Raw genomic sequence first — 23,616 nt, 5'->3', positions numbered from 1 at the left:
AAGGGTGGGCACCCGACGGGCGCCCACCCGGCCGCCTACCGGTAGTTCACGAACTGAAGCGCGAAGTCGAAGTCCTGGCCCTTGAGAAGGGTGATGACGGTCTGCAGGTCATCGCGGCTCTTGGAGCTGACGCGCAGTTCCTCGCCCTGCACCTGGGCCTTCACACCCTTGGGACCCTCGTCGCGGATGAGCTTCGCAACCTTCTTCGCGTTCTCCTGGGAGATGCCCTCCTTGATCTCCGCGAAGAGCTTGTACTCCTTGCCGGAGAGTTGGGGCTCGCCCGCGTCCAGCGCCTTGAGCGAGATACCGCGCTTGATCAGCTTGGACTGGAAGACGTCGAGGACAGCGTTCACCCGGTCCTCGGAGTTCGCCTCCATGAGGATCTTGTCACCGGACCACGAGATCGAGGCACCGACGCCCTTGAAGTCGTAGCGCTGCGAGATCTCCTTGGCGGCCTGGTTGAGGGCGTTGTCGACCTCCTGCCGCTCGACCTTCGAGACGATGTCGAAACTGGAGTCGGCCATGTCCTGTGGCTCCTTGTATCGGGGTTGTATCGGAGTGCGTGTCGGGCGGGTATCGGCGTACGTGGGGATGACCGCCGAGCCCGGCGTGATCCCGGGCCGCATCCGGACAAGCCTAGCCACCCCGCTCGCCCCGGGCAGCGAGGAATCAGGTGGCGAAGCACCCCGGTGCATCAGGTATCGTTTACGTCGTTGCCAGGGAGCACCGCCGAAAAGCGGTTCGAATGGGCAGCAACCCCGGCGGTGTGCCCGAGCGGCCAAAGGGAGCAGACTGTAAATCTGCCGGCTCAGCCTTCCCAGGTTCGAATCCTGGCGCCGCCACGCTGAGAACGAAGGGCCCGTGACCTGCTAACGCAGCAGGTCACGGGCCCTTCGTCATGGCCCCATGGTGAGCGGCGCACTGTCTCACACTGTCTCGCGTTCGAACGCCCTATCTCGGGGTGTGTGGACGGGGCGTGGACGGGATTTTCAGCCCCTCACCCGCGTTGCTCCAACCGCGCGGAGATCTTGGCGTTGGCTGCGTCGTCACCGTCCTTCAGGAACTTCGCGTACACCCGGAAGAGCACAGCCACACTGTGGCCGGCGCGCTCCGCTACGAGCTGAGGTTCCACCCCGGAACTGAGCCAGGTGGATACCGCAGCGTGGCGAAGATCATATGGACGCTTAGCCAATGTCGACTCGAACTCTGACGGGGTGAGGGCGCGGGTGCGGGCCTCAGCCCAGACCTCGCCGTATCCGGTGTCCTGGACCAACCCACCGCGCATGGTCTGGAAGACCCGACCATCCGGAGCGGTGCCGTACGCGGTGATGTGCCAGCGGAGGAGGGCGACCAATTCCGGCGGGATCGGAACGGGCCGGACAGCCTTGCGCGGTCGGTGCTTCAGCCCCCGCCGGTCGTGTGCCTCTCCGCTGTCCGTCCAGGCTGCGCCCGACCGGGGGCGGGTCTCTCGGAGTCGGAGCGTGCCCCACCCACGGCGCGGTAGATCGCAGTCCTTGAGCAGTAGCCCGATGACTTCCGCCGGCCGGGCTGCGGCGTAGTACATGCAGCCGAAGAACGCCACGAGTCGACGGCCGCGCGGACTCTGGTCCCGTACGGCGACCAGCAACTTGGCGGCTTGTTCAGGGTTGGGCGCGCAGGCCGGATCCACCTCCTCTACCACCTGCTCCGGAGCTTTCCACTTGATGCGGGTGAGCGGGTTGTCGGTGAGGAGTTCGGCCTCCACCGCGTACTCAAGGGAGTTGTAGAAGATCGCGCGCTTCCGGCTGATCGTCCCCGGAGCGGCGGTCTTGCCGTCCAGCTTCCTGGAGATCGCTCGAAGGCTGGTCCGTACGAGAACCAGGTCAGAGAGCGAAGACGTGGGGAGCGACTTGCGCTTGAACCAGTCCAGCACCTTGGCCACCTCGGCGGGGGGCTCCTCATCCCAACGGTTCTTGTTGAAGGCCCAGCCATAGAGCGCCGACCGGACGACTCTGGGGTCCGGCATGCCCTTGGTGTCCTGCACGAAGGTGGGCGTCACGGTCGCCATGGCTTCGGCCAGCGTGCGGCGGGTCGACGCGGGGGAGTCGTCCCACTTCATCTCTATGTAGTTCCGGGCGTGCTCGTACCACGAGATGTCCCGCTTCTTCGCGACCATGGACTTTGGCAATCCGCTGTCGACGTCGAATGGTTCACCCTCGCGGGAGGCAGTGATGAACTGGGCCCGGCGACTCTCCGCCAGGCCCAGCGTTTGGAACGTCTCCGAGTGGGGGCGGTTGCCCACCTTCCAGCGGAGTTGGTAGGGGTTCCGGTATTCGCGCTTCCGGATGGCCCAGATCTTGACGGTGTAGCTCCACTCGGTCACGCGGCATCCATTTCGTTCATGAAGGCGTCCAGGACACTGCGGCGCACGCGCACGCGACCGGTGGGCGTGAGCTTCGCCTCGGGACCGAGTCCGCGGTCGCGCCAGCGGTACCAGGTGGCGCGGGTGATGTTGAGTTCGGTGAGAACGTCGGTGAGCGGCAGCCACTCGTCTACGGGAGAGCGGCGGCGACGGGCAGGGGTGGCCATGCCAGAGATCTCCTTGAGGCAGAAGGAGGGGGACGCTTCGGCCCCCCTTCTGGGTAATCCGCCACGTCCGCCACGCCGCCACATCGCAGGTCAGGGCGTTGATCGTGTGGCGGATAGCGGTTTTGTGGCGGATAGGTGCCGCCACACCCGGCGGGTGCGGCGGCATTGGTGGCTTCGGGCCGGTCAGCCGGTGAGGGTGGGCTGTGTGGCGGTTTCCGCGGACGTGTGGCGGATCGCCGTGGCGGTATCCGCCACGGATTCACCCCCGTTGACCTGCGGTGTGGCGGACGTGGCGGACGTGGCGGATTCTCCGGGGGGCGGGGGACAGTACCGGGTCCAGGCGTCCGCGAGGTCGTCCGCGTAGTAGCCCTTGGGGAACCCGGACGGGGTGCGGATGCCGCGCGACTTGATCGGCTTGTTGCTCGGGGTGACGTACTGCCCGAGCAGCCGTCCGAGCGCGCGGGAGTTGATCGGCTTGTCGTCCAGGTCGCCCCACGGCGCGTCGTCCATGCGAAGCAGGCACTCGATGATCGCGGCGGTTGGCATGCGGTCGGCTCCGCAGAACACCTTGTCGCGCAGGTCGGTGAGCAGCCGGACCCCGAGCGAGGCTTCGTCGTTGTCGTGGGCTGCGCTGATCAGTTCCAGGCAGGCGGCGCGGGCGCGGGCGGGCCAGTCGCCGCCGGCGGCGTCGGCGACGGCGAGCAGGGGTTCCCACACGTCGGCGGGTCGGTCGGTGACGCCCTCGGGCATTTCGGGCCAGGCTTCGGCGACCTGGTCGCGGACGGCGTCGGCCCACTTGGCGAGCCGCTCGCGCAGGGCGTGCCCCTGCTTGTCGTGGATGCGCTGTCGGTAGGGCTCCACCTTCTCGTTCGGGGCGCGCTTGCGCATGCGGATGATGACGGAGCGGGTCAGCACGGTGTCGGGCAGGGAACCGAGCCCAGCCATTGCCACGGCGCAGTACGAGCCGAAGACCTGCGCGTTCTGGTTCGAGCCGTCGCCTACGCAGCGCAGAGCGCCGCCGATGCGCCGGTAGCCGGCGTTCAGGAACCCGCGCAGGGCTTCATCGGCGCCGGCTTTGGGGCCGAAGATGGTGTCGACCTCGTCGAACAGGACGGTGGGCAGTCCTTCGGCGGAGTCGACCAGCCGGTACAGGGCGTTCGCGGACGCGGACACGGTGGCGACCGGTCGGGGCGTGAGGAGTTCCACGATCTCCAGCGCGCGGGACTTCCCCGACCCAGGCTCCGGGGACAGGAAGGCGATCCGGGGTGTGGTCTCGAAGCAGTCGATCAGGTGCGCGTGGGCGTCCCACAGGGTCACGGCGACGTAGGCCGACTCGGTGGGGAAGACGTTGAAGCGGCGGTGGAATGCCTCCACTTCGTCGAGCAGTGCGGTGCCGGTGATGGGCGTGCTGGTCATGCGGCGGCCCTCCCTTCCTGGGAGCTCCGGAGCGGGCAGAGGTCTCGGTGAGCGGTGTGGGATTCGATCAGGGCGAGGACGTGGTCACGGCCGACGGCGCTGCGGTCCCGGCCGCACGCGCATGTCGACGTGGCGGTCGGGACGGCACCGCGCGGGGCGTTGATGTGCAGCCACGCGATGGGGTACCGGCCGTCGCCGCGGTGCGGGTCGGGCCGAAGAGCTGAAGGGACGCCCTTGCGGGCGGCGACCTTCGTTACGCCCACGGCAACCGTGTCCTCAGGCGGTGGAGCGTCCTGCGCCCGGCGGTGGCTGGTGAGGCTCTTAGTAGGCGGGGGATTGCTCATGCCGTCCGCCTGCCGGCCGCGTTGCGGGCAATCGACCAGTCCAGACCGCGGGTGATGACGTCGTCGTAGTAACGCTGGGATTGTGTGGCGTTGCCCGCTGCCGCCCTACTAAGAGCCTCCTCGACCTCCCCGCGGCTGAGGTCGCCGGACGCGATCAGCCGGCCGAGGGCGCGTGCGGCCCGCAGGAGTGTGGCGTTGCGGGTGCCGTCCGCGGCGTGGGCGACGTTGTCGACCTCCCCGCGCAGCGCTGCCGCGGCGTAGCCGCTCGCGCGGGTGGTGAACGGCACCGTGGGGGCGCGTGGGGGGCGCTGAGGAGGTTTCAGAGCGTCGTGCAGCCAGTCGGGCAGGACGGCGGGCGGGCGATCGTCCAGGACGGTGTACGTGCCGTCGGGGGTGGTGCTTCCGGCGGCGACGACGTAGCCGCCCCAGCCTCGGGTGTCGATCTTCTTGGCGAGCCGTCCGGCGGTGTTGTGCAGGCGAGCGGCGGGCGGTTGGGTGAAGTACAGGTGTTCACCACCTCGCGCGGTCCGCACCCGGTAGGTGGCAGGTGCGGTCTGCCCGGCGCGCTCGTTGAGCGCAGAGAAGTTGGCGACGCCGTCAGGCGTTCCTTTCGGCTCATTCGGTTTGAGCGTGTCCAGGTCGACTACCAGCAGCCCTGCGGGTCCCGTCGCGATGCCGACGTTGTAGGGGTGTTGCGTCCATGCCGCGGTGAGCAGGGCGTGATCGGTGGTGGCACGTTCCTCGGGGGTCTTGTGCCCGTCGGTGCAGCGGCCGGTTCCGGGGCAGTGCTTTTCGGCGTGGCCGGCCGGGCGCTTGTCCCGCGGGCGCAGGGGGATGACGGGCCAGTCCCGCCGTGCGGCTTCCAACGCCCAGGAGAGCAGTCGCCGGATGTCGGTGGGTTGGGTCATGCTGGGAAACCTCCAACAGGTCTGTTGAGGGCGGGTTGGGCAAGGGCGGCCCCGGTCTTTGGCGAGAGGGGGGCCGCCCTTGGCGTAGCTAGTGGTTGTTGGTGCGGAAGAGCTTCAACGTGATGCCGCCGACGCCGATGGGTCCGGCGGCGCCGGCGATGACGGTGAAGGTGTGGGCGGCGGCGTCCATGAGGAAGCAGAGGGCGGCGACCAGTCCCCAGCCGCCGGCGACGGTCGCGCCCGCGATCGCGAACGGCAGCAGCAGGCGCCGCCACTCGGTGCCGGGAGGACGGGCGTCGTTGACGACGATGACGACCGGCTGACCGGTGGCCTGTGCGCGCTGGTAGACGTCGGCGGGGATGTGCGGGGCGATGGTGCCGGGCGGGTTGGGCTGGTTCATCGGTGCTCCCCTCGGGGGTGTGCCGCGGGCCCGCGCAGTGGTGCGGCGCGGGCCCGTCGGGTGGGTGGGTGCTTGTCGCGTGGCTTGTCGTCTCGCTTGTCGTGCGGCTTGTCGCCTGTCTTGTCTTGTCGCTTGTCTTGTCGCTTGTCGCCTCCCAGGTCAAAGCCCGTTTCCGGCCCCTCAGAGGCACCAGAGGCGGCATGTGTTTCGGTGGGGCGACAAGCGACAAGTGATCAGTCCTGCGGGGGCTGGTCGGGGGCGTGCCGGTGGTGGACGTAGCGGGCTTTGGTGCCCTCCCCGACGCGTACCGCGGTGCCGTCGGTGACCCATTCCTTGAGCCAGCCGACGACCGTCTGACGGGTCGTGCGGTACTCGTCGCCGAGGGCGCGGGCGATCGCTGACGCCCCGGTTCCCTCCGTGCCGGCGGCGAGCAGCAGGGCGAGCGCGGCGCGCTGCGCGGGACTGTCCTGCCCCTGCTCGCCCCGCAGCGCCGACAGACTCAGCCCTCCCGCAGCCGCGGCGGGCGGACCCGGGTCGGGGGTGTGCGGGTCGGTGGCCGTGCCGAACTCCGCGTCGATCTGCTCGCGGAAGCGGCGGGCGAGTTCGTCCTCAGCCGACACCGGCGCGGCCTGCTCGCCCCGCAGCGCGGACAGGTTCAACCCGCCCCCGGCCGAACCCGAACCGGTGGCGGTGTCGCCGTCGGTGTCGGTGTCGGGCTGGTCTCCCATCCATGCGGTGCGCTCGGTGTCCCACCGGCGGGCATACGCGGGTCCGGCCGCCTTCGCGGAGACCGCATCGAGGGTGGGATGCAGCTCGGAGGTGGCGGCGGTGATCTCCCGGATCTGGTTGGGGAGGATCCGCCACGCCTTGAACAGAGCGGCCGGGGATTCCGGGGTGGCCATGAACCCGGCGCCCTTGAACTGGGCCTGGTCGACGCGCAGCCCGCGGGCCCCGGGGAACATCTTCGACAGGTCCATGCCCTCGGTCTCACCCCCGGTGAGAGCGACGCGCACTTTGCCCTCACGGCGGATCATCAGGTTGCCCAGCACCGACCCGGTGGCACCCAGGGCGGTCAGGACGGTGCGCACGCCCATCGCGCGGGCGATCCGGATGACCTCCAGGATCTTCTCTCCGAGTTTGCGCATCTGCCGGTCGGTGCTGACCAGGATCTCCGCGCCCTCGTCGACGACCAGCATGATCTGAGGAATCTGCGAACTGACCGGCAGCAGGTCCGTGTTGGCTTTGGCGAGCAGGTCCTGATAGGCGGTCTTGCGGTGCTTGGCGATCCTCACCGCGGCGTCGAGCATGGTGAGGGCTTCGTCGTAGGTCCCGGCGAGCCAGTCCACCCCGGGCCGCACGGGCTTGCCGTCCGCGCGGCTGAGCTGACCGTTCAGGGCGGGCCGCACCCACGGCAGGCCGGCGGAGCCGGCGTTGAGGTCGATCACCCAGGTGAGGACGTCCACGGTGCGGGCGAAGCCGGCCAGGATCGTGTGGACCATGTTCGTCTTGCCCGACCCGGTCGGCCCGACCACCAGCGCGCACTGCTCCCGCAGGTAGACGAGAATGTCTTCCGCGTTCGTGCGGTAGCCCCACGGGATCCCGGACAGGAGCGACAACGGCGTGTAGTCGGCGGGGTAGGTGCGCTCTTCCGCCAGGACGTTGACCGTGGTCACGTCGACGATGACCCGCCCCTGGTCGATGCCGGGGGAGGCGGCGACCGTGCAGCCGTGCGGCAGACGCGCATCCGCCGACAGGCGGCCCGACTCGGCTGCGATCTTCTGATAGGTCGCCCCGCCGGCCGGGAGCTCCGCATCCAGCGAGAACCCGGCCCCGGTCTCCCACATCTCGACCCCGACCACCCGCACGGTGATCGAGCAGACGCGCTGGATGCGGTCGGCCCATTCCGCGGCGATCGCCCGCCGCGCCGCGGACAGCTCCGCGGCGACCTGGCGTTCCGCCGCGGCGAGCGCCTCTTCCTCGCGCGCTTCCTCGAACAGGGCGGTGGAGCGGGCCGCGGCCCCGATCCCGACACCGACCGCGGCGAGCGAACCGAGCGCGGCCCACGTCAGCGGGCCGTGCGTCATGGCCCAGGTGGTCCACCCGGCGCCGACCAGCCAGGACGCGGCGCGGGCAGCAAGGGTGCGGCCGGCGTTGCGCACCCGCAGCCCGGCCACGGTGTGACCGAGCGCGCCGGCCGCGCCCACGGCGAGCGCCCAACCCGGGGGCATGGCGGTTGCGGCGCCGGTGGCGGCGACGGCGAATGCTCCGGTGGTGGCGGACAGGGCGCCGGTCACGGGTCCGTGACCGGCCGCCCAGTCCAGCACCGGACCACTGCTGACGTTCTGCTTCTTGGCGGTGGCGGTGCTGCTCATGGTTAGACGTTCCAGCCCTTCTCGGCCTCGGTGCCGTTGCGGGGGTCCTCGTGGCGGGCGATGTCCTGCTCGTGCGCCTGCCGGAACAGCGGGCCCATGTCCTCAGCGACCGCCACGGCGCTCATCAGCGCGCCGAAGATGTCGTTGAAGCCGTCCGCGACTTCCTTCTCCAGCGGGAACTCCGAGTCGGAGCGCTCCGCGAGGATCTTCATCACGTTCGCCACAGACGTCAGTGCGGCCGGGAGTCCCTCGACCATGGCGAGGATCTCCATGGCGTGGTCGGGGTCGTAGGCGTTGGCGGCCTGCTCCATCTCCGCGGCGGCCTCTTCGAACCGGAATCCGGACACGTGCTCTCCTTCGCTCACATCGGTGTTCGTGCTGGTCGGAACGCGGCCGGCGGGCCGCTTGACGTGGTCCGCGACGCCCTCGGCACCGTCCTTTGCGGCCTGCGCGTCCGCGGCGGCCTCCGCCTTGGCGAGTTCGGCGCGGATGTCCGCATCGCGTTCGGCGCGCTGCTGCGCGGCGGGACGGACCATGGCCCAGAACAGGCGGCGGCCCGGGTACATCAGCCACGGGATATCGAACTTGCGTCCGATCGGGGTGCTGATCAGTCCGAGCAGGCCCAGGGGCAGAGCGAGCAGGGAGGCCAGCAGCCGGCGGCCCTGGAAGCGTGCTGCGGAGCGGCGCAGCGCCTTACGTGCCGCCCTGCGGGCGGGGGCCTTACGGACCGCGGCGCGCTGCGCGGCGACTTGCCCGGCGGTCTTGGCGTCCCGCTTGGCACGGTGCTTGGCGATCGCCGCTTTCTGCACGGCCCGCGTCTTGCCGGCCGCAGTGCCGAGCAGGCGGCCGGCCGCGCTGCGGCGGGCACTCGAACCGTGCTTGTTGGGGCGGGTGTTGGGGGTGCGGCGGGTGTCGGCGACCGCGCGGCGCGCGGCCGTGGTCTGAGCCCTGCGGTCGGCCCTCGACCCGCCCGCGGTCTTCTGCGCCGCCCGCAGCGCCCGCACCTGCCCGGCACGGCCCGCAGCCTTGGCGCCCAACACGGTGCCGCCGTGGGGGCGGTGCGGGTTCTTCGGGGAGCCGGCCGCGGTCCGGCCGGCCTTGGCGCCCGCCGTTCCGGGGCGGGGGGTGCGGGCGCTTCCGGGGCGGGACTGGCCAGACGGCCGTCCCGCCCCGGAAGCCGAGCGGCCCGCGCGGGCCCCCGCGCCGCGGCCTGCAGCGCGCGCTGCGGCACTACGGCCTGCGGCGCGGGCGGCGGTCTTGCGTGCCTCGCGGCGCGGATCTGCCTTGCGGTTGCGGGTGGCGGCGGCCACTGAGAGGACGACAGCGCCGGTCGCGGCGACGGCCGCGGCGATCGGGCCGCCGGCCAGGGAGGCCGCGGCGACCATGCCCACGGTCGTGTTCGCTCCGGACAGGGCGAGCGGCACGACCGGCCACCCGCCCGGCGTGTGGTCCACCTCAGCCGCGGCCGGGGACGGCGCGGGAGGCGCCGGCGGGCGCGGCGACGGGGTGGTGGCCGTGTCAACGGCTACCGGTTCGATGCTGACTTCCGTCATGCTGAACGCACTCCTCAAGGGGAGTAGGGCCCGACCGGAAGCCGTGGAAAGTTGCCGGTCGGGCCTGCTGACGTGTGGGTTTCAGGCGGCGCGCTGTTCCTCGGTGGCCAGGCACAGGCCGCAGATGCCGTACGAGCGGGGGATGCAGTAGCCCACGTCCAACTGGCAGCGCGGGCAGGTGCGCCGGGCGAGCATGGCCAGCGCGAGAGCGCCCCACTTGCGGGACGTCATCGGCCGGACCGGCTTGGCCAGCTCCACCCGGTAGAGATAGGCGACACGGGGAGTGTCGTACCGGCGGTTGACCACCATGAGCTGAGCGGCGACCGGCTGCCCGCCCGGCCGTAACCCGCGGGCACGGAGCTGACGGCGGGTGGCGTAGCCGTCCGGGGCCATGCGCCACGGGTAGGTCGTAATCCCGTAGCGGGCGCCGTTGGGGTCGAAGCAGCGGCTGTAGGCGGTCGGCATCACTCACCGCCCACGGCCACGAGATGGGGCCGCTCGGAGCTCTCGGCTTCCCGCACGGCGAGGATCTGCTTGCGCGCCCACGACTCGCTCATGCCGTACGCCTCAGCCAGCGCACGCGCGCTGAGGGGGCGTGCGGCCTGTGCGGATTCGGCGTACGTACGGCGTGCGTCCTGCCGCATCCGCTCCAACTCCGCATCCTCGAACTGCGCCTGTCGGGCGGCTTCTTCGTCCTCGCTCAGTTCGGGTGTGCGGACGGCGTGCGGGGTGTGCGGATCCGGCGTCCGCACACCATCCGCACCCTCGTCCACCTGCACGGATACCGGCTCCGCGGTCGGCTGCGGCGGGCTGGTTAGCTCAGCGTGCGGGAGGTCCGGCGTGAGCGGGGCGGGGGTGTGCGGGAGGTGTGCGGATGCGTCCGTACGGTGCCCGTCCGCCGGCTCGCCCGCGGGTGCGGGGCGGTGGTGCAGCACCTTGGCGACCAGGTCGGAACCGAAGTAGATCGAGCCGACCGGCAGCGACGTGGCCAGCAGGACCAGGGCCCAGTTCGCAGGGTCCCAGTCCGCGAGCCGTCCCCAATCCACGGCGTGGCCGTGCAGCTCCGGGACCAGGCCGTGAACGTAGTTCAGGACCAGGGAGGCCAGGGTGTAGACGGCCAGGACGCGCAGCGCGAACCGCTTGTCGCGCTGGTCGGTCAGGACCAGCGTCGCGACCAGGGCCAGGGCCATCAGGCCGTCGACGACGAACGGGTACAGCGTCGCCGCGGTCGCATCCGCACCGACCACCCGGGCCACGTCCCGCAGCGCGTTCCACGAGACGCGGAACGCCATCGCGACCACCGCGACCAGCGCCAGCACCAGCAGCGTCTTCCCGAAGCGGTTCACGCAGCACCCCCCGCCACGGCCGGCGCCGGGGTGTCGACGTCGCCGAAGCCGGTCAGCTCCAGCAGCGCGCCGGCGTAGTCGACGGACGCCTTCAGCACGTGCGTGCTGCCGTCGCCCTGCTCCCGGTAGACCACGTCGTCCGGGGCGATGCCCAGAGCGTCCCGCCACGCCTCGAAGCCGGACCAGTCGTCGTGGAACCGCAGCGACAGCCGGTCGGGGTAGACGGTCGACACGTCAATGTGCGGCGCGGGCAGGTGCCCGAAGTCCACGGCCAGCAGCCGCAACACGCGCAGCGACACGGCCAGGCCGTCCAGGGTGAGGATCTCGGCACTCACGCGCTCACCCCCGCAGCCGTGGCCGACAGGTGGGTCAGCTCCAGCCGCGCGGCCAGGGCCCGGCGGCGGGCCCGCCGCAGCCGACGCGTGTCCACCTCGGTCGGGGTGCGGTCGAGGGTGACGATGTAGGCGTCCATCAGCTCGATGTCCGCGACGATGACCGGCATTTCGGCCTCGATCGCGTCCAGCTCCGCGCCCGTCGGCTCCATCCAGTCGGCGAACGCCGTAACAGCGTCCTGAACAGTGACGATGTGCTTCATTGGGTCGTGTTCCTCTCAGGTGGAACGGCCCGAAGCGGCTCCCGGGGTGCATCCCGGGAGCCGCGCGCCGTGGGAAAGCCGCGCGCGTTGCGCGGCACGGCCGCAAAGAACAGCGGCCAGAGCGCCCCCGCCGGGAGTCGAACCCGGCGTTGCGACCATCGGGGCGGATCGATCAGCGGCAGGTCACCACAGGTACGGGTGCGGGCCGCGGGGGCGCTGCGGTAGCGGGTCCTTCGTCTTGTCGTGCTCGGAGCCGGCCATCAACGGCCGCCCCTGCCACGGGCGTTGTCCTGGCTGCGCTTGTTCGCTTCGGCGTTCTTCCGGGCCAGTTCGGCCCGTTCCGCGTCTGTCAGACTGGTGAACACAGGTGCCTCCACATCAGGTGCCTGTACGCGGTCCCTCGGGGGGCAACCCGGGGGACCGCTCCGATTCCTCATCAAACGGGCAGGCCACCGACGCAACAGCCGGCGCCCTGCCCGCATGACGAGTGACGGGAAAGCCCGTCACTGTCGTCCGCGGTTCCGTGCGCGCCTTACGCTCCTTCGCTTGGCCGGCGCGTGGTCACCGCGGCCACTCAGTCGCAGACTCGCTGAGTGGACTCCCTCCCTCACGGGTGTCATGGGCCGGGTGCAGCCCAACCACCGGGGTCCCCGTGATCCGGTCCCTGGGCTCTACGCCCGAGGGTCAGACCAGCGGCTTAGCCGATGACACCGATCGATCCGTGAAGGCGCCGGACTTTTCACGCCTCCCCTGCCGCTCGAACCGCGTGTAGGCAGGTCCGGCGGGGCCTTACGCACCGCGAACGGGATGTAATCCCGTCTTCTGGTGCGCACCAGAAGGTTGGCATCTGGTGCGCACCAGAGTCAAGGTGGTTCGCTGATTTGGGTGGCGATCCGTCCTCGCGGTGCAACTCAAGGAGACAGTTCGAGGCAGGGGTCTCGGTAGCCAACAGGGCTTAACTTCCGTCCTGTTAACCCCTGTTGACCTGCAACAACGTGAGGCATGCTGGGATGGTGGGGTTATGGAGCTATCGCCGGACGGTGGTTAGTGAGCACAGGACTTCGAAGCGCGCGAACGGCGCGAGGCTGGTCTCAGGAGCGACTGGTTCGCGAGATCGAGCAGTACGCCCGACGGCACGTCACCGACGTTGCGGCGACCGCGAGTTTGCGGGTCTATGTGTCGGAGTGGGAGAACGGCAAGCGCACCATCTCGGACCGCTATGCGGGCATCCTGCGCAACCTTCTGGGGGTCACGGACGCTGAGCTGAGGGGCGGTGTATCCGAGGTCGCCCTGCCTGTGGCGGACGGCTATGACGAGTTGCTGAGCAGGATCGATTCAGCCAGCAGTGTCAGCGGATCCATGGTGCAAGCCTTTGAAGCTCAGACGGAGTTGCTCCGCACGATGGACCGCGAGCGCGGTGCCGCAAGCCTTGTGGACCAGGTGACGGGGCATCTCGCAGCACTCGAAGACGCGCTCAACTTCGCGGTACTGCCGGGCGCGCGTCGCCCGATCGCCCTTGCGCTCGCGGGTGCGTCGACCATGGCGGCCTGGCAGGCAATCGATTCAGGAGCGGTCGAACGAGCCTGGAGGAACTACGAGTTGGCGAAGCGGGCGGCGCGCGACGCTGAAGCTCCGATGTACCTCGCTCACGCCATGGCGGAACAGGCCTACGTGCTGTGCGAGGCGGGTCGTCCCGCGTTGGGTGTCGACCTGGTCCGTGATGCCCAACGCGTCCTTGGCGGAGACGGCTCGCCGCGCCTCCGGGCGTGGCTGTTCGGCGCAGAAGCGGAGCTGTGCGCCCGCGCGGGGATGCCCGAGGACTGTCGGCGTGCCCTTGATGCAGCTATGGAGAGCATCCCGCCGGGGACGGAGGACCGTGACCCGGACATGCGGAGCATCTTCCTGAACGGCGCGCACCTGGCTCGGTGGCGAGGCAACGTGCTCGCCCTGTTGGGGGACGGTGACGCGGTCGGCAGTCTCTACGGCGCGCTTGAGGTGGCAGACCCCACCTTCGTGCGGGCGCGAGCCGGGCTTCATACCGATCTGGCTCAAGCCCACCTGGCGCGAGCCGAGTACGACGACGCGCGCACCCATCTGAGGGAGGCGCGACTGCTGGCGAGCCGCACCAGTTCGGTGCGGCAGCGCCGGCGGGTGGACATGCTCACTGCGCGGCTGTGACTCCCCGCTTGCCGTGGTTCGCAAGGATGTGGAGCAGGGCGACCAGAGTCCCGGAGCCCATCAGCTCACCGCGAGCCATGAGCCCCGGTATGTCGGCCAGCGGAACCCACTCGATGTGGCCGGCTTCTTCGAGGTCTGTCGGGGTGCCGACCTGATCAGCCCCGTAGCCCACGAAGATCTCGTGTGGCGAGTCGACCATGCCGATCATCGGCTGATAGGTGACGACGTGCTCCAGTGACCTCGGTCGCCAACCGGTCTCCTCGACGACTTCCCGGAGTGCGGTCTCCGCCGCATCTTCCCCTTCGTCCACGATGCCGCCGGGGAGCTCCCAGCCGAATTGCTGAGGGACGAAGCGGTACCGCCACATCATCAGTACGCGGTCTTGGTCGTCGACCACGGCCGTGATGGCGACGTGGTGCAGCTTCACCACGTGATGTTCGAAGCGTTCAACCCCAGGTGGCTCTACATCCCACATCTGAAGCTTGACCCAGCGGTTGTCGTAGAGGTTGCGCTCGCCGTGGATGCGCCACGGTTCCACGCCCTCCGGGGTCTTCACGCTCACCCCTCCCGGCACCCGGTACGAACTCCGTCCGCGAACCTCCAACGCCCCCTCTGAGACGAGACGGGCCAGCACCTGGCGCAGCGCCGTCCGGCCGATGCTGAGTTCTTCAGTCAGGGTGCGTTCCGACGGGAACTTGGTACCGGGGGCGTACTTGCCTGAGGCGAGCCGTTCTCGAAGCGTCTCGTAGACCTTGGTCGTCTTCGGGCCCATGCGCGGAACACTCTCCGTTCTGCCGTGGTGCGTACCAGCGTAGCGGCCAGGGGGGCACGCTTCCTCCGGTCGTTCCGCGCATGCCTCCCGCTCCTGACGACCAGAACCAGACGCGCAGGTCAGTCAAGCAGCACTCCGCCTGCGTTTCCGTCCAATTGCCCTGCGTATCGGCCCGCACCGAACAGTGCGGGCCGTCGCTGTTCTGGCGCCGTGCTGAATCGGGATTCTCGCTGATCTGATGCAATCCGTTTTTAGGTCGTCATTCCAGAGCCGACTACTTCCGGCGAGGCAAGGACTCAACGCCCTTTAGAATCAGGTCTGTGAAGTTTTGAGTTCGCACAGTATCGCGATCAAGGATTCTATCTTTCTCGGTAGCCTCAACTGCCGAGTCGACCACAGGAAGGACCGCTTGTACGAGCTTCGGACCCTCCTGTGGATCCCAAAGGCGATCGGCTAGGCGAACACAATATTTCTCCAGGTCTCGCCGCTTACTTGGAATTTCTCCGGGTTCGGCGTAATGGCGAATGCCCATCAGAATCTGATAGCGTGCCGGCTTAAATCTCCCGTCAACGTAGCCATTGCGGAAGAAGTATTCCAATCGATATGCTGCCACAGCGCTTACATAGTACGGGTCTGGGGAGTCTCCCGGTGCAAAGATTTCATCACCGCGAATGCGCTGCAATTCTTTGTAGTAGCGACCTGCGCGCCACGGCTCGTCCAACATCATGGCTGCGTAGCTGCGAACGAGTTGAGGACGAGTGATGATTCTCGTCTTTTCGAGCCCGGGAACTGAGCTATGTTGCTTGGAGCGACGCTCGTAGTATAGGCGTTTTTCGATCGGATGGGCTTCAAAGAATGCTTCTAGTTCTTTCTGAAGGACTTCGAGCGCCTTCAAATCTTCGTCGGAAACAAGGGTCTGCTTATTAGTTGCGGCCGTCACGCTGCTCGCGACGTCCTCATCTTGGGTCACGATCAGGCGGAGTGGAACGTGCACTCCTTCGAGCTGATCCTTTTCGTCGAATAGAACATGGCTTGTCTGGCAACCGTTAACGATTTGATAGTCGCGCAAGGTGAACTTGTCCCTGACCACGTTCATCTCGCGGGCGACTACGGTAACGCCGTTGTTCAGGACAACGAAACGCCCGCGCAGGTGCTCCTCCTGCAGGGTGTCCCTGATTCCCCTATTGACATCGTTGTAGTCTTGGAAATCGCGAACGTTCTCGTAGAAGAGAGATTTCCTGATGTTTCCGTTGGCATCACTGATGAGCTTCATGTACTCGGATGCCTCAACGGTCCCAATGTAGGACTGCTCAACCCCCTCAATGACAGGGAGGAGGACTTGATTAGGAAATAGGAACTCGGCTTCAACCGTATTTTTTGCGCCGCGGTAGAGAGCTTGGATCTCTTTGGCGCCAAGGCATTCGAAGCTCACCGATTCGAAAATATTCAGCGCTTCGAGCCTAGCTTTTGCAGCGGCCACTTTGGATGTTAGGTGAGTGTCGCCGCTCCACGTACCCGTCGTCACGTACCTGACTACGAGGTCGGGTGATCCTTTACGGAAGGCGGTACTGTTAGCGTAAAGCCTCTCGATGAGCTCCTTGAATTGCTTTAGCTCGTCGCTCATGGGAAGTGTGGGGTTCGTCGAAAAGAAGTCGCAGAGATTATCTGCGAGATCCGTAATTCGAGCTCCATCGAAGCCGCTTGTGGTTTTGGCCTGCACGATCAGAATTCGGGCGTGTAGATAGTTGTTGCGACTTCTGAGGTCTTCGATTTCTTCGGAATCTGTGATGATGTCGCCGTTCACCACTAGAGCGGCGGCATCAACTGCCAGATCGTTCCCGCCGCCGGTGCGGACTTCGACAGGATCAAACTCGCCATCAAACTCACTTGAAATCACGCAATATGCAGAGAATGCTTCGAACTGATCTGACTGAGGTTCACGAGTCAGTTGACGTTCTTCAGAGAATTCCTGAAGCCAGCTACCAGTGATCCTGTCCACTTGTGCCCCTATGTGCCGCTTATATCTGATTAATAGATTAACAAAGTTCAGTTGAAGCCTCACGGGAGAGGGGGCTGGGCGGCCTGCGATGTGGCGGCGGCCTGGGCCCGGGCTACCGCCCGTGTCTGGGTTACATCAGAGCGGCGGAGTACGAACAAAGAAGCCAAAGCTAGAACGCTTGGCCCCGAGAGCATGGAAGACAGGCCCACGTGCCCTTCCATGCCGACGATGACAGCCCCTACGAGCATGCCTGCGCTAAGTAGGAAACCGGCGATCAGGCCCGTGAGTAACAGCGCGTGGGATCGGCTGGCAGACTTCTCCCGGGTCTGGAGACGGAGGCTTTCAAGCTCCAGTTGTTGGAGGGCCGCCTGCTGGGCCATGCGCAGCTCGTGTTCGCGCCGCAGTTGAGGTTCGAGCGCTTTGAGAGCCACCTGCAAGTGTTCGGCGGGTAGTTCTGCCCATTGCATGGCTATTTCTAGGCCGGTGTGTTCATGCTGCGGGGTGTCTGATGCTTCTCGCGTCATCGCGCTGTTCCCCCTCCGCCGCCTGCTACCGATTGCCGTTGGTTGAGTCCTGGGGGTGGAGGACCGAGTGCTTTGAACAATTCATCGAACCCGTGAGAGAGGTGCCGTACTGCGGCGCCAGTGTCCTGATTTTCGGTGAGCTCCAGCAGGTCAGTGACGGGAAGCTGCGGAAGCATCCGTTCTACAAGTCGGAGAAACATGCTGGCATCGCGAACAAGATCGTCAGCATCGCGCTGGGTCGCGGCCCCTGTGATCCCGGCCTCCGCGCGCGCTCTGCGACGGGCGCCAGCCGCAAACAAGGCGCTCCACTCGGCCAGTTCGGGGGCGACGTCGGGCAGCACCTCCCACGCGGACCGGATTCGCGCTCGCTTCTGGCCCGGGGAGGGTTCGGGGCGTCCACGTGCGGCGAGCACGGCCGCAGCAGCCCGCAAGGCTGCCAGATGGGCTGTGGCGAACCGCTCATTGGGGTCCGCGCGGGTGGCGGCCTCATCGAGGCCAGCGCGGGCTTGAGCCAGCAGATCGAGTGCCGCAGGTGGAGTAGTGGCTCGACCGATGAACCGAGGCTTCTCGACTCCTTGGCGATTCGGCCTGTCGTGCGGATACGACGCAGGCGGAGTTCGACGGCTGACTAGCTCCCAACGTGATTGCAGCGCTGAGAGGGTGCCGGTCACGACATCTTCGGCGGCCAACCATGCGCTGTCGTCGACGGAGCGGAGGGCTTGTCGATAGGCGTCTTTGAGGAGTTCTTCGGGAGGTTGCTCGCGGGTGGCCCCCTGGCTCTGTCGGCAACGGCTGAATTTGGGACCAGTTCGAACGGTTCAATCGTGAGCCACTGTGCGGCCTCGGTTGTTCGTCAGTCGTTGTCGGTGGCGGTGGGGACGCGGCCGAGTTCGCGGCCCTTCATGCGGTAGGACTCGCCTTTGAGGGAGTGGACCTCGGCGTGGTGGACGAGTCGGTCGATCATGGCGGCGGCGACGGTCTCGTCGCCGAAGGTCTCTCCCCAGCGTCCGAAGGGTTTGTTCGAGGTGACGATCACGCTGGCTCTCTCGTATCTGTTCGAGACGAGCTGGAAGAACAGGTTCGCGGCCTCGGCCTCGAACGGGATGTAGCCGACCTCGTCGATCACGATCAGCGGGTAGCGGCCGAGCTTGACCAGTTCGTCTTGGAGCCGGCCGCTCTGGTGGGCGGCGGCAAGGCGGTCGACCCACTGGGCGGCGGTGGCGAACGCGACCCGGTGGCCGGCCTGGCAGGCCCGGACGGCGAGTCCGGTCGCCAGGTGGGTCTTGCCGGTGCCCGGCGGTCCCAGGAAGACGGCGTTCTCTTTGGCCGCTATGAAGTCCAATGTTCCCAGGTGTGCGAGTTGTTGGCGCGTCAGACCACGCAGATGAGTGAGATCGAGCTCCTCGATGGTCTTGATGGCGGGGAAGCGGGCGGCGCGGATGCGGCCCTCGCCGCCGTGGGAGTCGCGGGCGGAGACCTCGCGCTGCAGGCAGGCGACCAGGTACTCGGTGTGGGTCCACGATTCGGTGCGGGCGCGTTCGGCCAGGCGCTCGGCGGCGTCCAGCAGGGCCGGGGCCTTCATGGCACGGGCGAGGAAAGCCAGGTCGGCGGCGGTCTGCCGGCCCGTGCGGGCGCTCTGGCCGTCGGGCTTGGCCGCGCCGGCCGCGTCCGCGGTGGGAGGGTGTGTTTTCGCGGGGGCGGTGGTTGGGGCCATCAGGTGTCCTCCTTCCCGCCGCCGCCCTCGATGAGGGTGAACATGCGGTCGTAGGTGCCCAGCTCGCGTTGTTCGACCTCGATGCCGAGGCTGTCGGGGGCCAGGGCCGCGGCCCTGGCGGTGGCCGCCCGGGCCGCCTGCTGGTGGATCACCTCACCGCGCAGGTTCCGGGCCGCCGCGGCGTGCTCGGGGTCGGTCAGGCTCTGATGCCTGGCCCAGCAGCGGGCATGACGGGCCACCAGGTCGTCGCCGCAGGTCACGGTGATCTCCTCGGTGTCGGCGTGCACCGTGACGATGTGGCCGATCGCGCGGGGGTGGACGGAGTAGTCGTTGGTGTCGACGCGGATGTAGTGGTCCCGGCCCAGACGGGTGCGAAGCGGCCACCAGTGGGGCGGGCCGACGGGCGGGATGGCGAGCATCGACGCCCGGTCGCGCTCCCAACGGTCGATCGGCCGGGCGTCGATGACGCGGTGATGGCGCCGGTTGGCGATCTGCAGCCAGGCGGTCAGCTGGGCATTGAAGTCGTCCGGGCCGGAGAAGAGGCGGCCGGGCAGGAAGCTGGTCTCCAGGTAGCCGTTCGCGCGCTCGACCAGGCCCTTCGCCTCCGGGTCCCGGGGCCGGCAGAGGTGCACCCGGATGGCGAGCAGGCCCGCGAACGCGGCAAACTCGCTGGTCAGGCGTCCCTTGCCGACTCCGGCTTCGTTGTCCCAGACCAGCATCTTCGGCACGGCTCCCCAAGCGGTCAGCAGCCGCCAGTGGGCGTCGATCAGATCGCCCGTCTGCCGTGAGGGCAGCATCCGAGCCGTGATCACCCGCGAATAACCGGACACCATGACCAGCACCGGCGGCCGCCCGCTCTGGCCGTAACCGAGCGGGATGTCCACGGCCGGGAACCACAGGTCGCACTGCGCGAGCTCACCCGGCTCATAGACCGTCCGCGAGACGGGGTCCACCGGCAGATAAGCCGGCCGCAGCTCACGCACCCGCTCCCGCAGAATCGTCAGCCCCCGCTCCCAGCCGATCCGCTCCGCGATCACCGTCACGGGCATCGTCGGCGTCTGTTTCAGCAGCTCCCGCACGGCAGGCTCCACCGCGTCCACCGCCGAGCCCTTCGGCGCCCGCCGATACCGCGGCGGACGGTCCGAGGCCAAAGCCCGCAGCACGGTGTTCCTGGAGATCCCCAGCTGACGGGCCACCGCACGAGCCGACAGCCCCTCCACCCGGTGCATGCGGCGGATCTCAGCCCAGTCCTCCACGTGGATCACCCTCTCTTCCTCCCGACCTCAGCACCAGTGAAGTCAGGATGATCAAGAGATCGCAGAGTGGCTCACTTTTCATCCGCCGTCCGTGGCCCTCGTTTCACCCGTTGCCGAGAGGCTCGTCGCGCGCCACATGCGTACGTCGTGGACGAGCCGCACCCCTCCGTATACGGACAGTGCCGCAAGTACCGCAACGAAGGGCCCTGCTGCCCACCCCATCCCCTCACCCCCAGAGAGTTGGTAGCCACGCTATCAACGTGATCGACACACGACAGCAGCATCGTGCGCTTTGGGTCGTGTGTAAATAAGGTGGTGCGGAACCCATTCGGCTGGGGCTCGACATCGTCGGCGCGGACGCGGTACGGAGCCGGTGGTCGGGTGCAGCCCTCTTGGCTTGTGGCGGACTGGGCATCGTCAGTCCTGCATCAGGTGACCGTTGAAGCCTGCCCTCCGGCCGTCTGTGGACGAGGCGTGGACGCCGCACGGGGGCTTGCCCTAGGTGGGCCGTTTTCTTGCAGGTCAGGCGCTACCGCGCTGCGGATTCAACGGGGGACTGTAAATCTGCCGGCTCAGCCTTCCCAGGTTCGAATCCTGGCGCCGCCACGCTGAGAGAGGGAACCCCTCCGTACTGCGGAAACGCAGGATGGAGGGGTTTCTTCGTGTGTGCGGGGGGGGGGGGGGGGGGGGGGGGGGGGGAGGGCGCGGGGCGACCGCGCTTCACTCGCCCTACTCTCCCGCGGGCGATGTTTCCGAGCTGTCTCCCGGTGGCTTCCCCGCCCTTTTCACCTCCGCCTCGACGTCGGTACGCGGTTTGTTCTCGTCCTTGGCGTACTCGGTCACCGCGGCCTGGACGTCGCGGGCGAGGTCGCGCCAGGCACGCCAGGCGGTTTCGTAGGTGTCGGTCTGGATCTCCGACCAGGGGGTGGCCGTGGGCGCGCCGTACGCGTCCCGCAGCTCTTCGACCCTCGCGTGTGCCTCGTCGGCCGCGCGCTGCTTCTCCACGAGTTCCTCGAAGGTATGTGCCACGTGTACGGATGCTAAGCAGGCGACCGCACTTCCGCGCGGCGAGCGGGGCGCGTCCCGCCACGGGATACCCGCGTGGCCCACTGGGGCAGACTGGCCCCATGTCCAGCACGTCCGGCACGTCCAGCCGTCGTAGAACCTGCCCCGAGTGTCGTCGCGAGATCGCCGTGGTCGCCGGACGGTTCGCCCGGCACGACCCGCCGGGCGCGCGCGAGAGTGGGGAGCTCGTCTCCTGCCCCGGCTCCCGCAGGACGGCGCAACTCGGCGCCGCCCAGCCGTCGTTGGACGGATATACAGTCCCGGAGTTCCCGGGACAGCTGCCTCTCTTCTAGCGCCGGTGGCGCGCGGCTGCCCTCAGTTCCCCGCCACCGCCTTCACCGCCACCGACACCGGAGCCGAGCCGCTGATCAGCTCCAGGGTGAGGCCGGACGTCGCCGGGGTGTCCAGCAGCTCGGCCAGCACGGCCGCCACGTCGTCGCGCGGGACGGGACCACGGCCCGTATGGGCCTCCAGGCGAACCAGACCGGTGCCGGCGTCGTCCGTCAGCGCGCCCGGCCGCAGGATCGTCCAGTCGAGGGAGCCCAGGCCCTGCACGTACGCGTCCGCCTCGCCCTTGGCGCGCTGATAGACGTCGAACACCTCGTCGCCCTGGTGATCGGCGTCCGCGCCCATCGACGACACGACCACGAAGCGCCGTACACCCGCCCGGACCGCGGCGTCCGCGAACAGCACCGCCGCGCCCCTGTCCACCGTGTCCTTGCGGGCCGTCCCGCTGCCCGGGCCCGCGCCCGCCGCGAACACCGCCGCGTCCGCGCCGCGCAGCCGCTCCGCGACCTCCTCGACGGACGCCGACTCCAGGTCCAGGACCACCGGTTCGGCACCGGCCGCCAGCAGGTCGTCGGCCTGCTCGGCCTTGCGGACGATCCCCGCGACCTCGTCTCCGCGCGCGGCGAGCAGACGCTCCAGCCGCAGCGCGATCTGACCATGTCCACCAGCGATGACAATGCGCATGCTTCCGACCGTACGCCCGGACAGCCCCGTCCGCCGCATGACTTCGGCCAGACCCCGCCCGTATCCCCGAACCCCAAAAACGCCCCTTCCGGCTGGGCCGCGGCCCCAACTCCTCTGCGTCCTTGCCGTCCTCACCGTCCTCGCCGTCCTCTGCGGCCGCGGCGTTCTACGAAAGGTCCCCCCGACCCTGCCTCGGCAGGCCCAACTCCGTTGTGGCCGTCGAGTTGCGGTACTCGCGGACCGCGCTCGTGCGGGCCACCACGCGCCCCCGGTGGATCACGATCCGGCTGTACGCCAGCGACAGGACACCCGCCAGCCGGTCGCCGCGGACGGCCAGCAGGTCGGCCGGGAACCCCGCCTCCACGCGGACCTCGGGCAGGCCCAGAGCGGCCCGTGCGGACGTGCTCACGGCGTCGTAGGCGTCCTCGGGGCGCAGGCCGTGGCGGGAGGCGAGCAGGTAGGCCGCCTCCAGAGGGTCGCCGCGGCCGACCGGGTTGGAGACGTCCCGCAACGCCCCGCTGCCGGCCGCCACCCGCACCCCGGCCGCACGCAACAGCCGTACGGGTGCCGCACCCCGGTGTGGGGCGGAGCCGCAGCCGCCCTGGGGGAGGCAGACCACCGTCACGCCGGCGGCGGCCAGTTGGCCGGCGGCTCGGCCGGCCGTCTCGGCGGCAAGGCGGTCGAGGCCGCCGCAGGGGCTGAGGGTGACGCCGGGGCGCAGACCGCCGGCCATCGCGGCGAGGCGGGCGAGACGCGCCGGGTCGGCGGCGTCGGTGTGCAGGTCGACGGGACAACCGTGCTCGGCGGCGACCTCCAGGACGGCCTCCACGTAGCCCGTCGGATCGGGGTCCAGGTCCGGGCAGCCGCCCACCACCGACGCGCCCATCTTCACCGCGTCGTGCAGCATCGCGAGCCCGTCCGCTCCCGCTGCCCCCGTCAGCACCCGGGGAACCGCCACCGCCGTCAGCTCGACGAGCCCGCGCAGCGAACGCCCGGCCTGGAGTACGGCGGCCAGCGCGCCGAGGCCCTGGACGTCGCCCACGCGCACATGGGCGCGCAGCGCCGTCGCGCCATGGCCGAGCTGCAGCAGCGCGGCCTCCGTGGCACGACGCTGGACGTCCAGAGGGGCATACGAGACGGGGCCGTCGGTGTCGGCCGTGAGCGCGGTGTCGGCGTGCGCGTGCGGCTCGGCGGGTGCGGGGAGCAGGAGGTAGCCCCCGAGGTCCAGGCGCGTGCCGCCGGGGGACTGGCCGGTCGCCGGGCCCACGGTCAGGCTGCCGGCCGTGCCGACCGCCTCGATGCGCCCGCGGCCCAGCCGTACGTCCACGGTCCGGCCGTCCGTCAGACGCGCCCCGCACAGCAGGAGGGGGGCCGGGTCCGGCGAGTCTCCCGAAGCACCGGACCAGGACGACCGGGACGACTGGGGCGACCAGGACGACCACGACGACCACGAGGGGGGCGGTTGCGGCTGGCTGTCGGGCATCGCGCTCCAGGGGCTCGGCGACTGTGTCGTACGAGATCGCGCGGGAACGCAAGATCACGCAGAGTGAGTCGAGCCTAGGACGGCGGTTCGGGACGGGCGGGGAGGAGCGCAATAGTCATACCGGTGTGGTCGGACGTGTCGGAGGGGCTCA

At 68.8% G+C, this 23,616-nt stretch carries 21 protein-coding genes, 1 tRNA gene and 1 pseudogene; 3 read left to right on the top strand and 20 right to left on the bottom strand.

The window, feature by feature from the left end:
* Positions 1 to 35: 35 nt before the first annotated feature.
* Complete coding sequence (locus B5557_RS18140; RefSeq protein ID WP_079660457.1) at positions 36 to 524, bottom strand: YajQ family cyclic di-GMP-binding protein; 489 nt, start codon at positions 522 to 524, stop codon at positions 36 to 38.
* 236 nt (positions 525 to 760) lie between these two features.
* On the opposite strand from B5557_RS18140, the gene B5557_RS18135 reads away from it, so the two are divergent.
* Positions 761 to 842 (top strand) — tRNA-Tyr (locus tag B5557_RS18135).
* A gap of 155 nt (positions 843 to 997) precedes the next feature.
* On the opposite strand, the gene B5557_RS18130 is transcribed toward B5557_RS18135, so the two are convergent.
* The 11 genes from B5557_RS18130 to B5557_RS18075 all read right to left on the bottom strand — a co-directional run bounded on the left by B5557_RS18130 (position 998) and on the right by B5557_RS18075 (position 11,502).
* Positions 998 to 2,362, bottom strand: a complete 1,365-nt coding sequence (locus B5557_RS18130; protein WP_079660456.1) for a tyrosine-type recombinase/integrase — start codon at positions 2,360 to 2,362, stop codon at positions 998 to 1,000.
* Positions 2,359 to 2,568, bottom strand: a complete 210-nt coding sequence (locus tag B5557_RS43735; protein WP_231976386.1) for a helix-turn-helix transcriptional regulator — start codon at positions 2,566 to 2,568, stop codon at positions 2,359 to 2,361. Before B5557_RS43735 ends, B5557_RS18130 begins: the two co-directional genes overlap by 4 nt.
* A 183-nt stretch (positions 2,569 to 2,751) precedes the next feature.
* Positions 2,752 to 3,984: a DUF3631 domain-containing protein gene (locus tag B5557_RS18120; RefSeq protein WP_079660455.1), complete on the bottom strand. Its 1,233-nt coding sequence runs from the start codon at positions 3,982 to 3,984 to the stop codon at positions 2,752 to 2,754.
* 340 nt (positions 3,985 to 4,324) lie between these two features.
* Positions 4,325 to 5,236 (bottom strand): bifunctional DNA primase/polymerase, encoded by a 912-nt coding sequence (locus B5557_RS18110; protein WP_079660454.1) that lies wholly within the window; start codon positions 5,234 to 5,236, stop codon positions 4,325 to 4,327.
* An 88-nt stretch (positions 5,237 to 5,324) separates the two neighbouring features.
* Entirely contained in the window at positions 5,325 to 5,636 is a 312-nt protein-coding gene (locus tag B5557_RS18105) for a hypothetical protein (protein ID WP_079660453.1), read from the bottom strand.
* 233 nt (positions 5,637 to 5,869) lie between these two features.
* Positions 5,870 to 8,008, bottom strand: a complete 2,139-nt coding sequence (locus B5557_RS18100) for a hypothetical protein (protein ID WP_079660452.1) — start codon at positions 8,006 to 8,008, stop codon at positions 5,870 to 5,872.
* 2 nt (positions 8,009 to 8,010) lie between these two features.
* Complete coding sequence (locus B5557_RS44245) at positions 8,011 to 9,561, bottom strand: hypothetical protein (protein WP_079660451.1); 1,551 nt, start codon at positions 9,559 to 9,561, stop codon at positions 8,011 to 8,013.
* A gap of 81 nt (positions 9,562 to 9,642) precedes the next feature.
* Positions 9,643 to 10,026 carry an RRQRL motif-containing zinc-binding protein gene (locus B5557_RS18090; protein ID WP_079660450.1) on the bottom strand — a complete coding sequence of 128 codons (384 nt, stop codon included), beginning with the start codon at positions 10,024 to 10,026 and terminating at the stop codon, positions 9,643 to 9,645.
* Positions 10,026 to 10,907 (bottom strand): DUF2637 domain-containing protein, encoded by an 882-nt coding sequence (locus tag B5557_RS18085; RefSeq protein ID WP_079660449.1) that lies wholly within the window; start codon positions 10,905 to 10,907, stop codon positions 10,026 to 10,028. The genes B5557_RS18090 and B5557_RS18085 overlap by 1 nt, the downstream gene beginning before the upstream one ends.
* Positions 10,904 to 11,242 carry a hypothetical protein gene (locus tag B5557_RS18080; protein ID WP_079660448.1) on the bottom strand — a complete coding sequence of 113 codons (339 nt, stop codon included), beginning with the start codon at positions 11,240 to 11,242 and terminating at the stop codon, positions 10,904 to 10,906. Before B5557_RS18080 ends, B5557_RS18085 begins: the two co-directional genes overlap by 4 nt.
* Positions 11,239 to 11,502, bottom strand: coding sequence for a DUF6284 family protein (locus B5557_RS18075; RefSeq protein WP_079660447.1), 264 nt, complete (start codon positions 11,500 to 11,502; stop codon positions 11,239 to 11,241). Before B5557_RS18075 ends, B5557_RS18080 begins: the two co-directional genes overlap by 4 nt.
* Positions 11,503 to 12,549: 1,047 nt before the next feature.
* Between B5557_RS18075 and B5557_RS18070 the strand changes: the two genes are divergently transcribed.
* Positions 12,550 to 13,680 carry a helix-turn-helix transcriptional regulator gene (locus B5557_RS18070; protein WP_173877698.1) on the top strand — a complete coding sequence of 377 codons (1,131 nt, stop codon included), beginning with the start codon at positions 12,550 to 12,552 and terminating at the stop codon, positions 13,678 to 13,680.
* On the opposite strand, the gene B5557_RS18065 is transcribed toward B5557_RS18070, so the two are convergent.
* From B5557_RS18065 to B5557_RS18040, 6 genes and pseudogenes are all read right to left on the bottom strand, one after another.
* Positions 13,664 to 14,452: an NUDIX domain-containing protein gene (locus tag B5557_RS18065; protein WP_079660446.1), complete on the bottom strand. Its 789-nt coding sequence runs from the start codon at positions 14,450 to 14,452 to the stop codon at positions 13,664 to 13,666. The genes B5557_RS18070 and B5557_RS18065 overlap by 17 nt on opposite strands.
* 274 nt (positions 14,453 to 14,726) lie before the next feature.
* A complete protein-coding gene (locus B5557_RS18060; RefSeq protein ID WP_143688190.1) occupies positions 14,727 to 16,451 on the bottom strand; it encodes an AIPR family protein in 1,725 nt (574 codons plus the stop codon).
* 520 nt (positions 16,452 to 16,971) lie between these two features.
* Positions 16,972 to 17,523 (bottom strand): annotated as a pseudogene (locus B5557_RS43730) (SAV_6107 family HEPN domain-containing protein); the annotation flags it as partial.
* 305 nt (positions 17,524 to 17,828) lie between these two features.
* A complete protein-coding gene (gene istB / locus B5557_RS18050) occupies positions 17,829 to 18,689 on the bottom strand; it encodes an IS21-like element helper ATPase IstB (RefSeq protein WP_079657743.1) in 861 nt (286 codons plus the stop codon).
* The gene (gene istA / locus B5557_RS18045; RefSeq protein WP_079657744.1) at positions 18,689 to 19,954 is read right to left on the bottom strand and encodes an IS21 family transposase; all 1,266 of its coding nucleotides are present in this window, start codon (positions 19,952 to 19,954) and stop codon (positions 18,689 to 18,691) included. Before istA ends, istB begins: the two co-directional genes overlap by 1 nt.
* Before the next feature lie 720 nt (positions 19,955 to 20,674).
* Positions 20,675 to 20,974 (bottom strand): hypothetical protein, encoded by a 300-nt coding sequence (locus B5557_RS18040; protein WP_079660444.1) that lies wholly within the window; start codon positions 20,972 to 20,974, stop codon positions 20,675 to 20,677.
* Between the two features lie 98 nt (positions 20,975 to 21,072).
* Here B5557_RS18040 and B5557_RS18035 point away from each other — a divergent pair, with 98 nt between their 5' ends.
* Complete coding sequence (locus tag B5557_RS18035; RefSeq protein ID WP_079660443.1) at positions 21,073 to 21,303, top strand: hypothetical protein; 231 nt, start codon at positions 21,073 to 21,075, stop codon at positions 21,301 to 21,303.
* Between the two features lie 22 nt (positions 21,304 to 21,325).
* Here the strand turns inward: B5557_RS18035 and B5557_RS18030 are convergent, their stop codons facing one another.
* Positions 21,326 to 21,982, bottom strand: a complete 657-nt coding sequence (locus tag B5557_RS18030) for an SDR family oxidoreductase (RefSeq protein ID WP_079664845.1) — start codon at positions 21,980 to 21,982, stop codon at positions 21,326 to 21,328.
* Positions 21,983 to 22,148: 166 nt separating this feature from the next.
* Positions 22,149 to 23,465, bottom strand: coding sequence for a hydrolase (locus tag B5557_RS18025; protein ID WP_079660442.1), 1,317 nt, complete (start codon positions 23,463 to 23,465; stop codon positions 22,149 to 22,151).
* Between the last annotated feature and the right edge of the window lie 151 nt (positions 23,466 to 23,616).

The organism is Streptomyces sp. 3214.6 (assembly GCF_900129855.1).
Taxonomy (GTDB): domain Bacteria; phylum Actinomycetota; class Actinomycetes; order Streptomycetales; family Streptomycetaceae; genus Streptomyces; species Streptomyces soliscabiei.
This window is presented reverse-complemented; position numbering and strand designations above follow the sequence as displayed.

What these genes read in the sequence shown, in the direction of transcription:
- B5557_RS18090 (WP_079660450.1), bottom strand. Translation starts at nt 10,026, where the DNA reads ATGCCGACCGCCTACAGCCGCTGCTTCGACCCCAACGGCGCCCGCTAC.
- B5557_RS18120 (WP_079660455.1), bottom strand. Translation starts at nt 3,984, where the DNA reads ATGACCAGCACGCCCATCACCGGCACCGCACTGCTCGACGAAGTGGAG.
- B5557_RS18030 (WP_079664845.1), bottom strand. Translation starts at nt 21,982, where the DNA reads ATGCGCATTGTCATCGCTGGTGGACATGGTCAGATCGCGCTGCGGCTG.
- B5557_RS18025 (WP_079660442.1), bottom strand. Translation starts at nt 23,465, where the DNA reads ATGCCCGACAGCCAGCCGCAACCGCCCCCCTCGTGGTCGTCGTGGTCG.
- B5557_RS18075 (WP_079660447.1), bottom strand. Translation starts at nt 11,502, where the DNA reads ATGAAGCACATCGTCACTGTTCAGGACGCTGTTACGGCGTTCGCCGAC.
- B5557_RS18105 (WP_079660453.1), bottom strand. Translation starts at nt 5,636, where the DNA reads ATGAACCAGCCCAACCCGCCCGGCACCATCGCCCCGCACATCCCCGCC.
- istB (WP_079657743.1), bottom strand. Translation starts at nt 18,689, where the DNA reads ATGGCCCCAACCACCGCCCCCGCGAAAACACACCCTCCCACCGCGGAC.
- B5557_RS18110 (WP_079660454.1), bottom strand. Translation starts at nt 5,236, where the DNA reads ATGACCCAACCCACCGACATCCGGCGACTGCTCTCCTGGGCGTTGGAA.
- B5557_RS18100 (WP_079660452.1), bottom strand. Translation starts at nt 8,008, where the DNA reads ATGAGCAGCACCGCCACCGCCAAGAAGCAGAACGTCAGCAGTGGTCCG.
- B5557_RS18140 (WP_079660457.1), bottom strand. Translation starts at nt 524, where the DNA reads ATGGCCGACTCCAGTTTCGACATCGTCTCGAAGGTCGAGCGGCAGGAG.
- B5557_RS44245 (WP_079660451.1), bottom strand. Translation starts at nt 9,561, where the DNA reads ATGACGGAAGTCAGCATCGAACCGGTAGCCGTTGACACGGCCACCACC.
- B5557_RS18065 (WP_079660446.1), bottom strand. Translation starts at nt 14,452, where the DNA reads ATGGGCCCGAAGACGACCAAGGTCTACGAGACGCTTCGAGAACGGCTC.
- B5557_RS43735 (WP_231976386.1), bottom strand. Translation starts at nt 2,568, where the DNA reads ATGGCCACCCCTGCCCGTCGCCGCCGCTCTCCCGTAGACGAGTGGCTG.
- B5557_RS18035 (WP_079660443.1), top strand. Translation starts at nt 21,073, where the DNA reads ATGTCCAGCACGTCCGGCACGTCCAGCCGTCGTAGAACCTGCCCCGAG.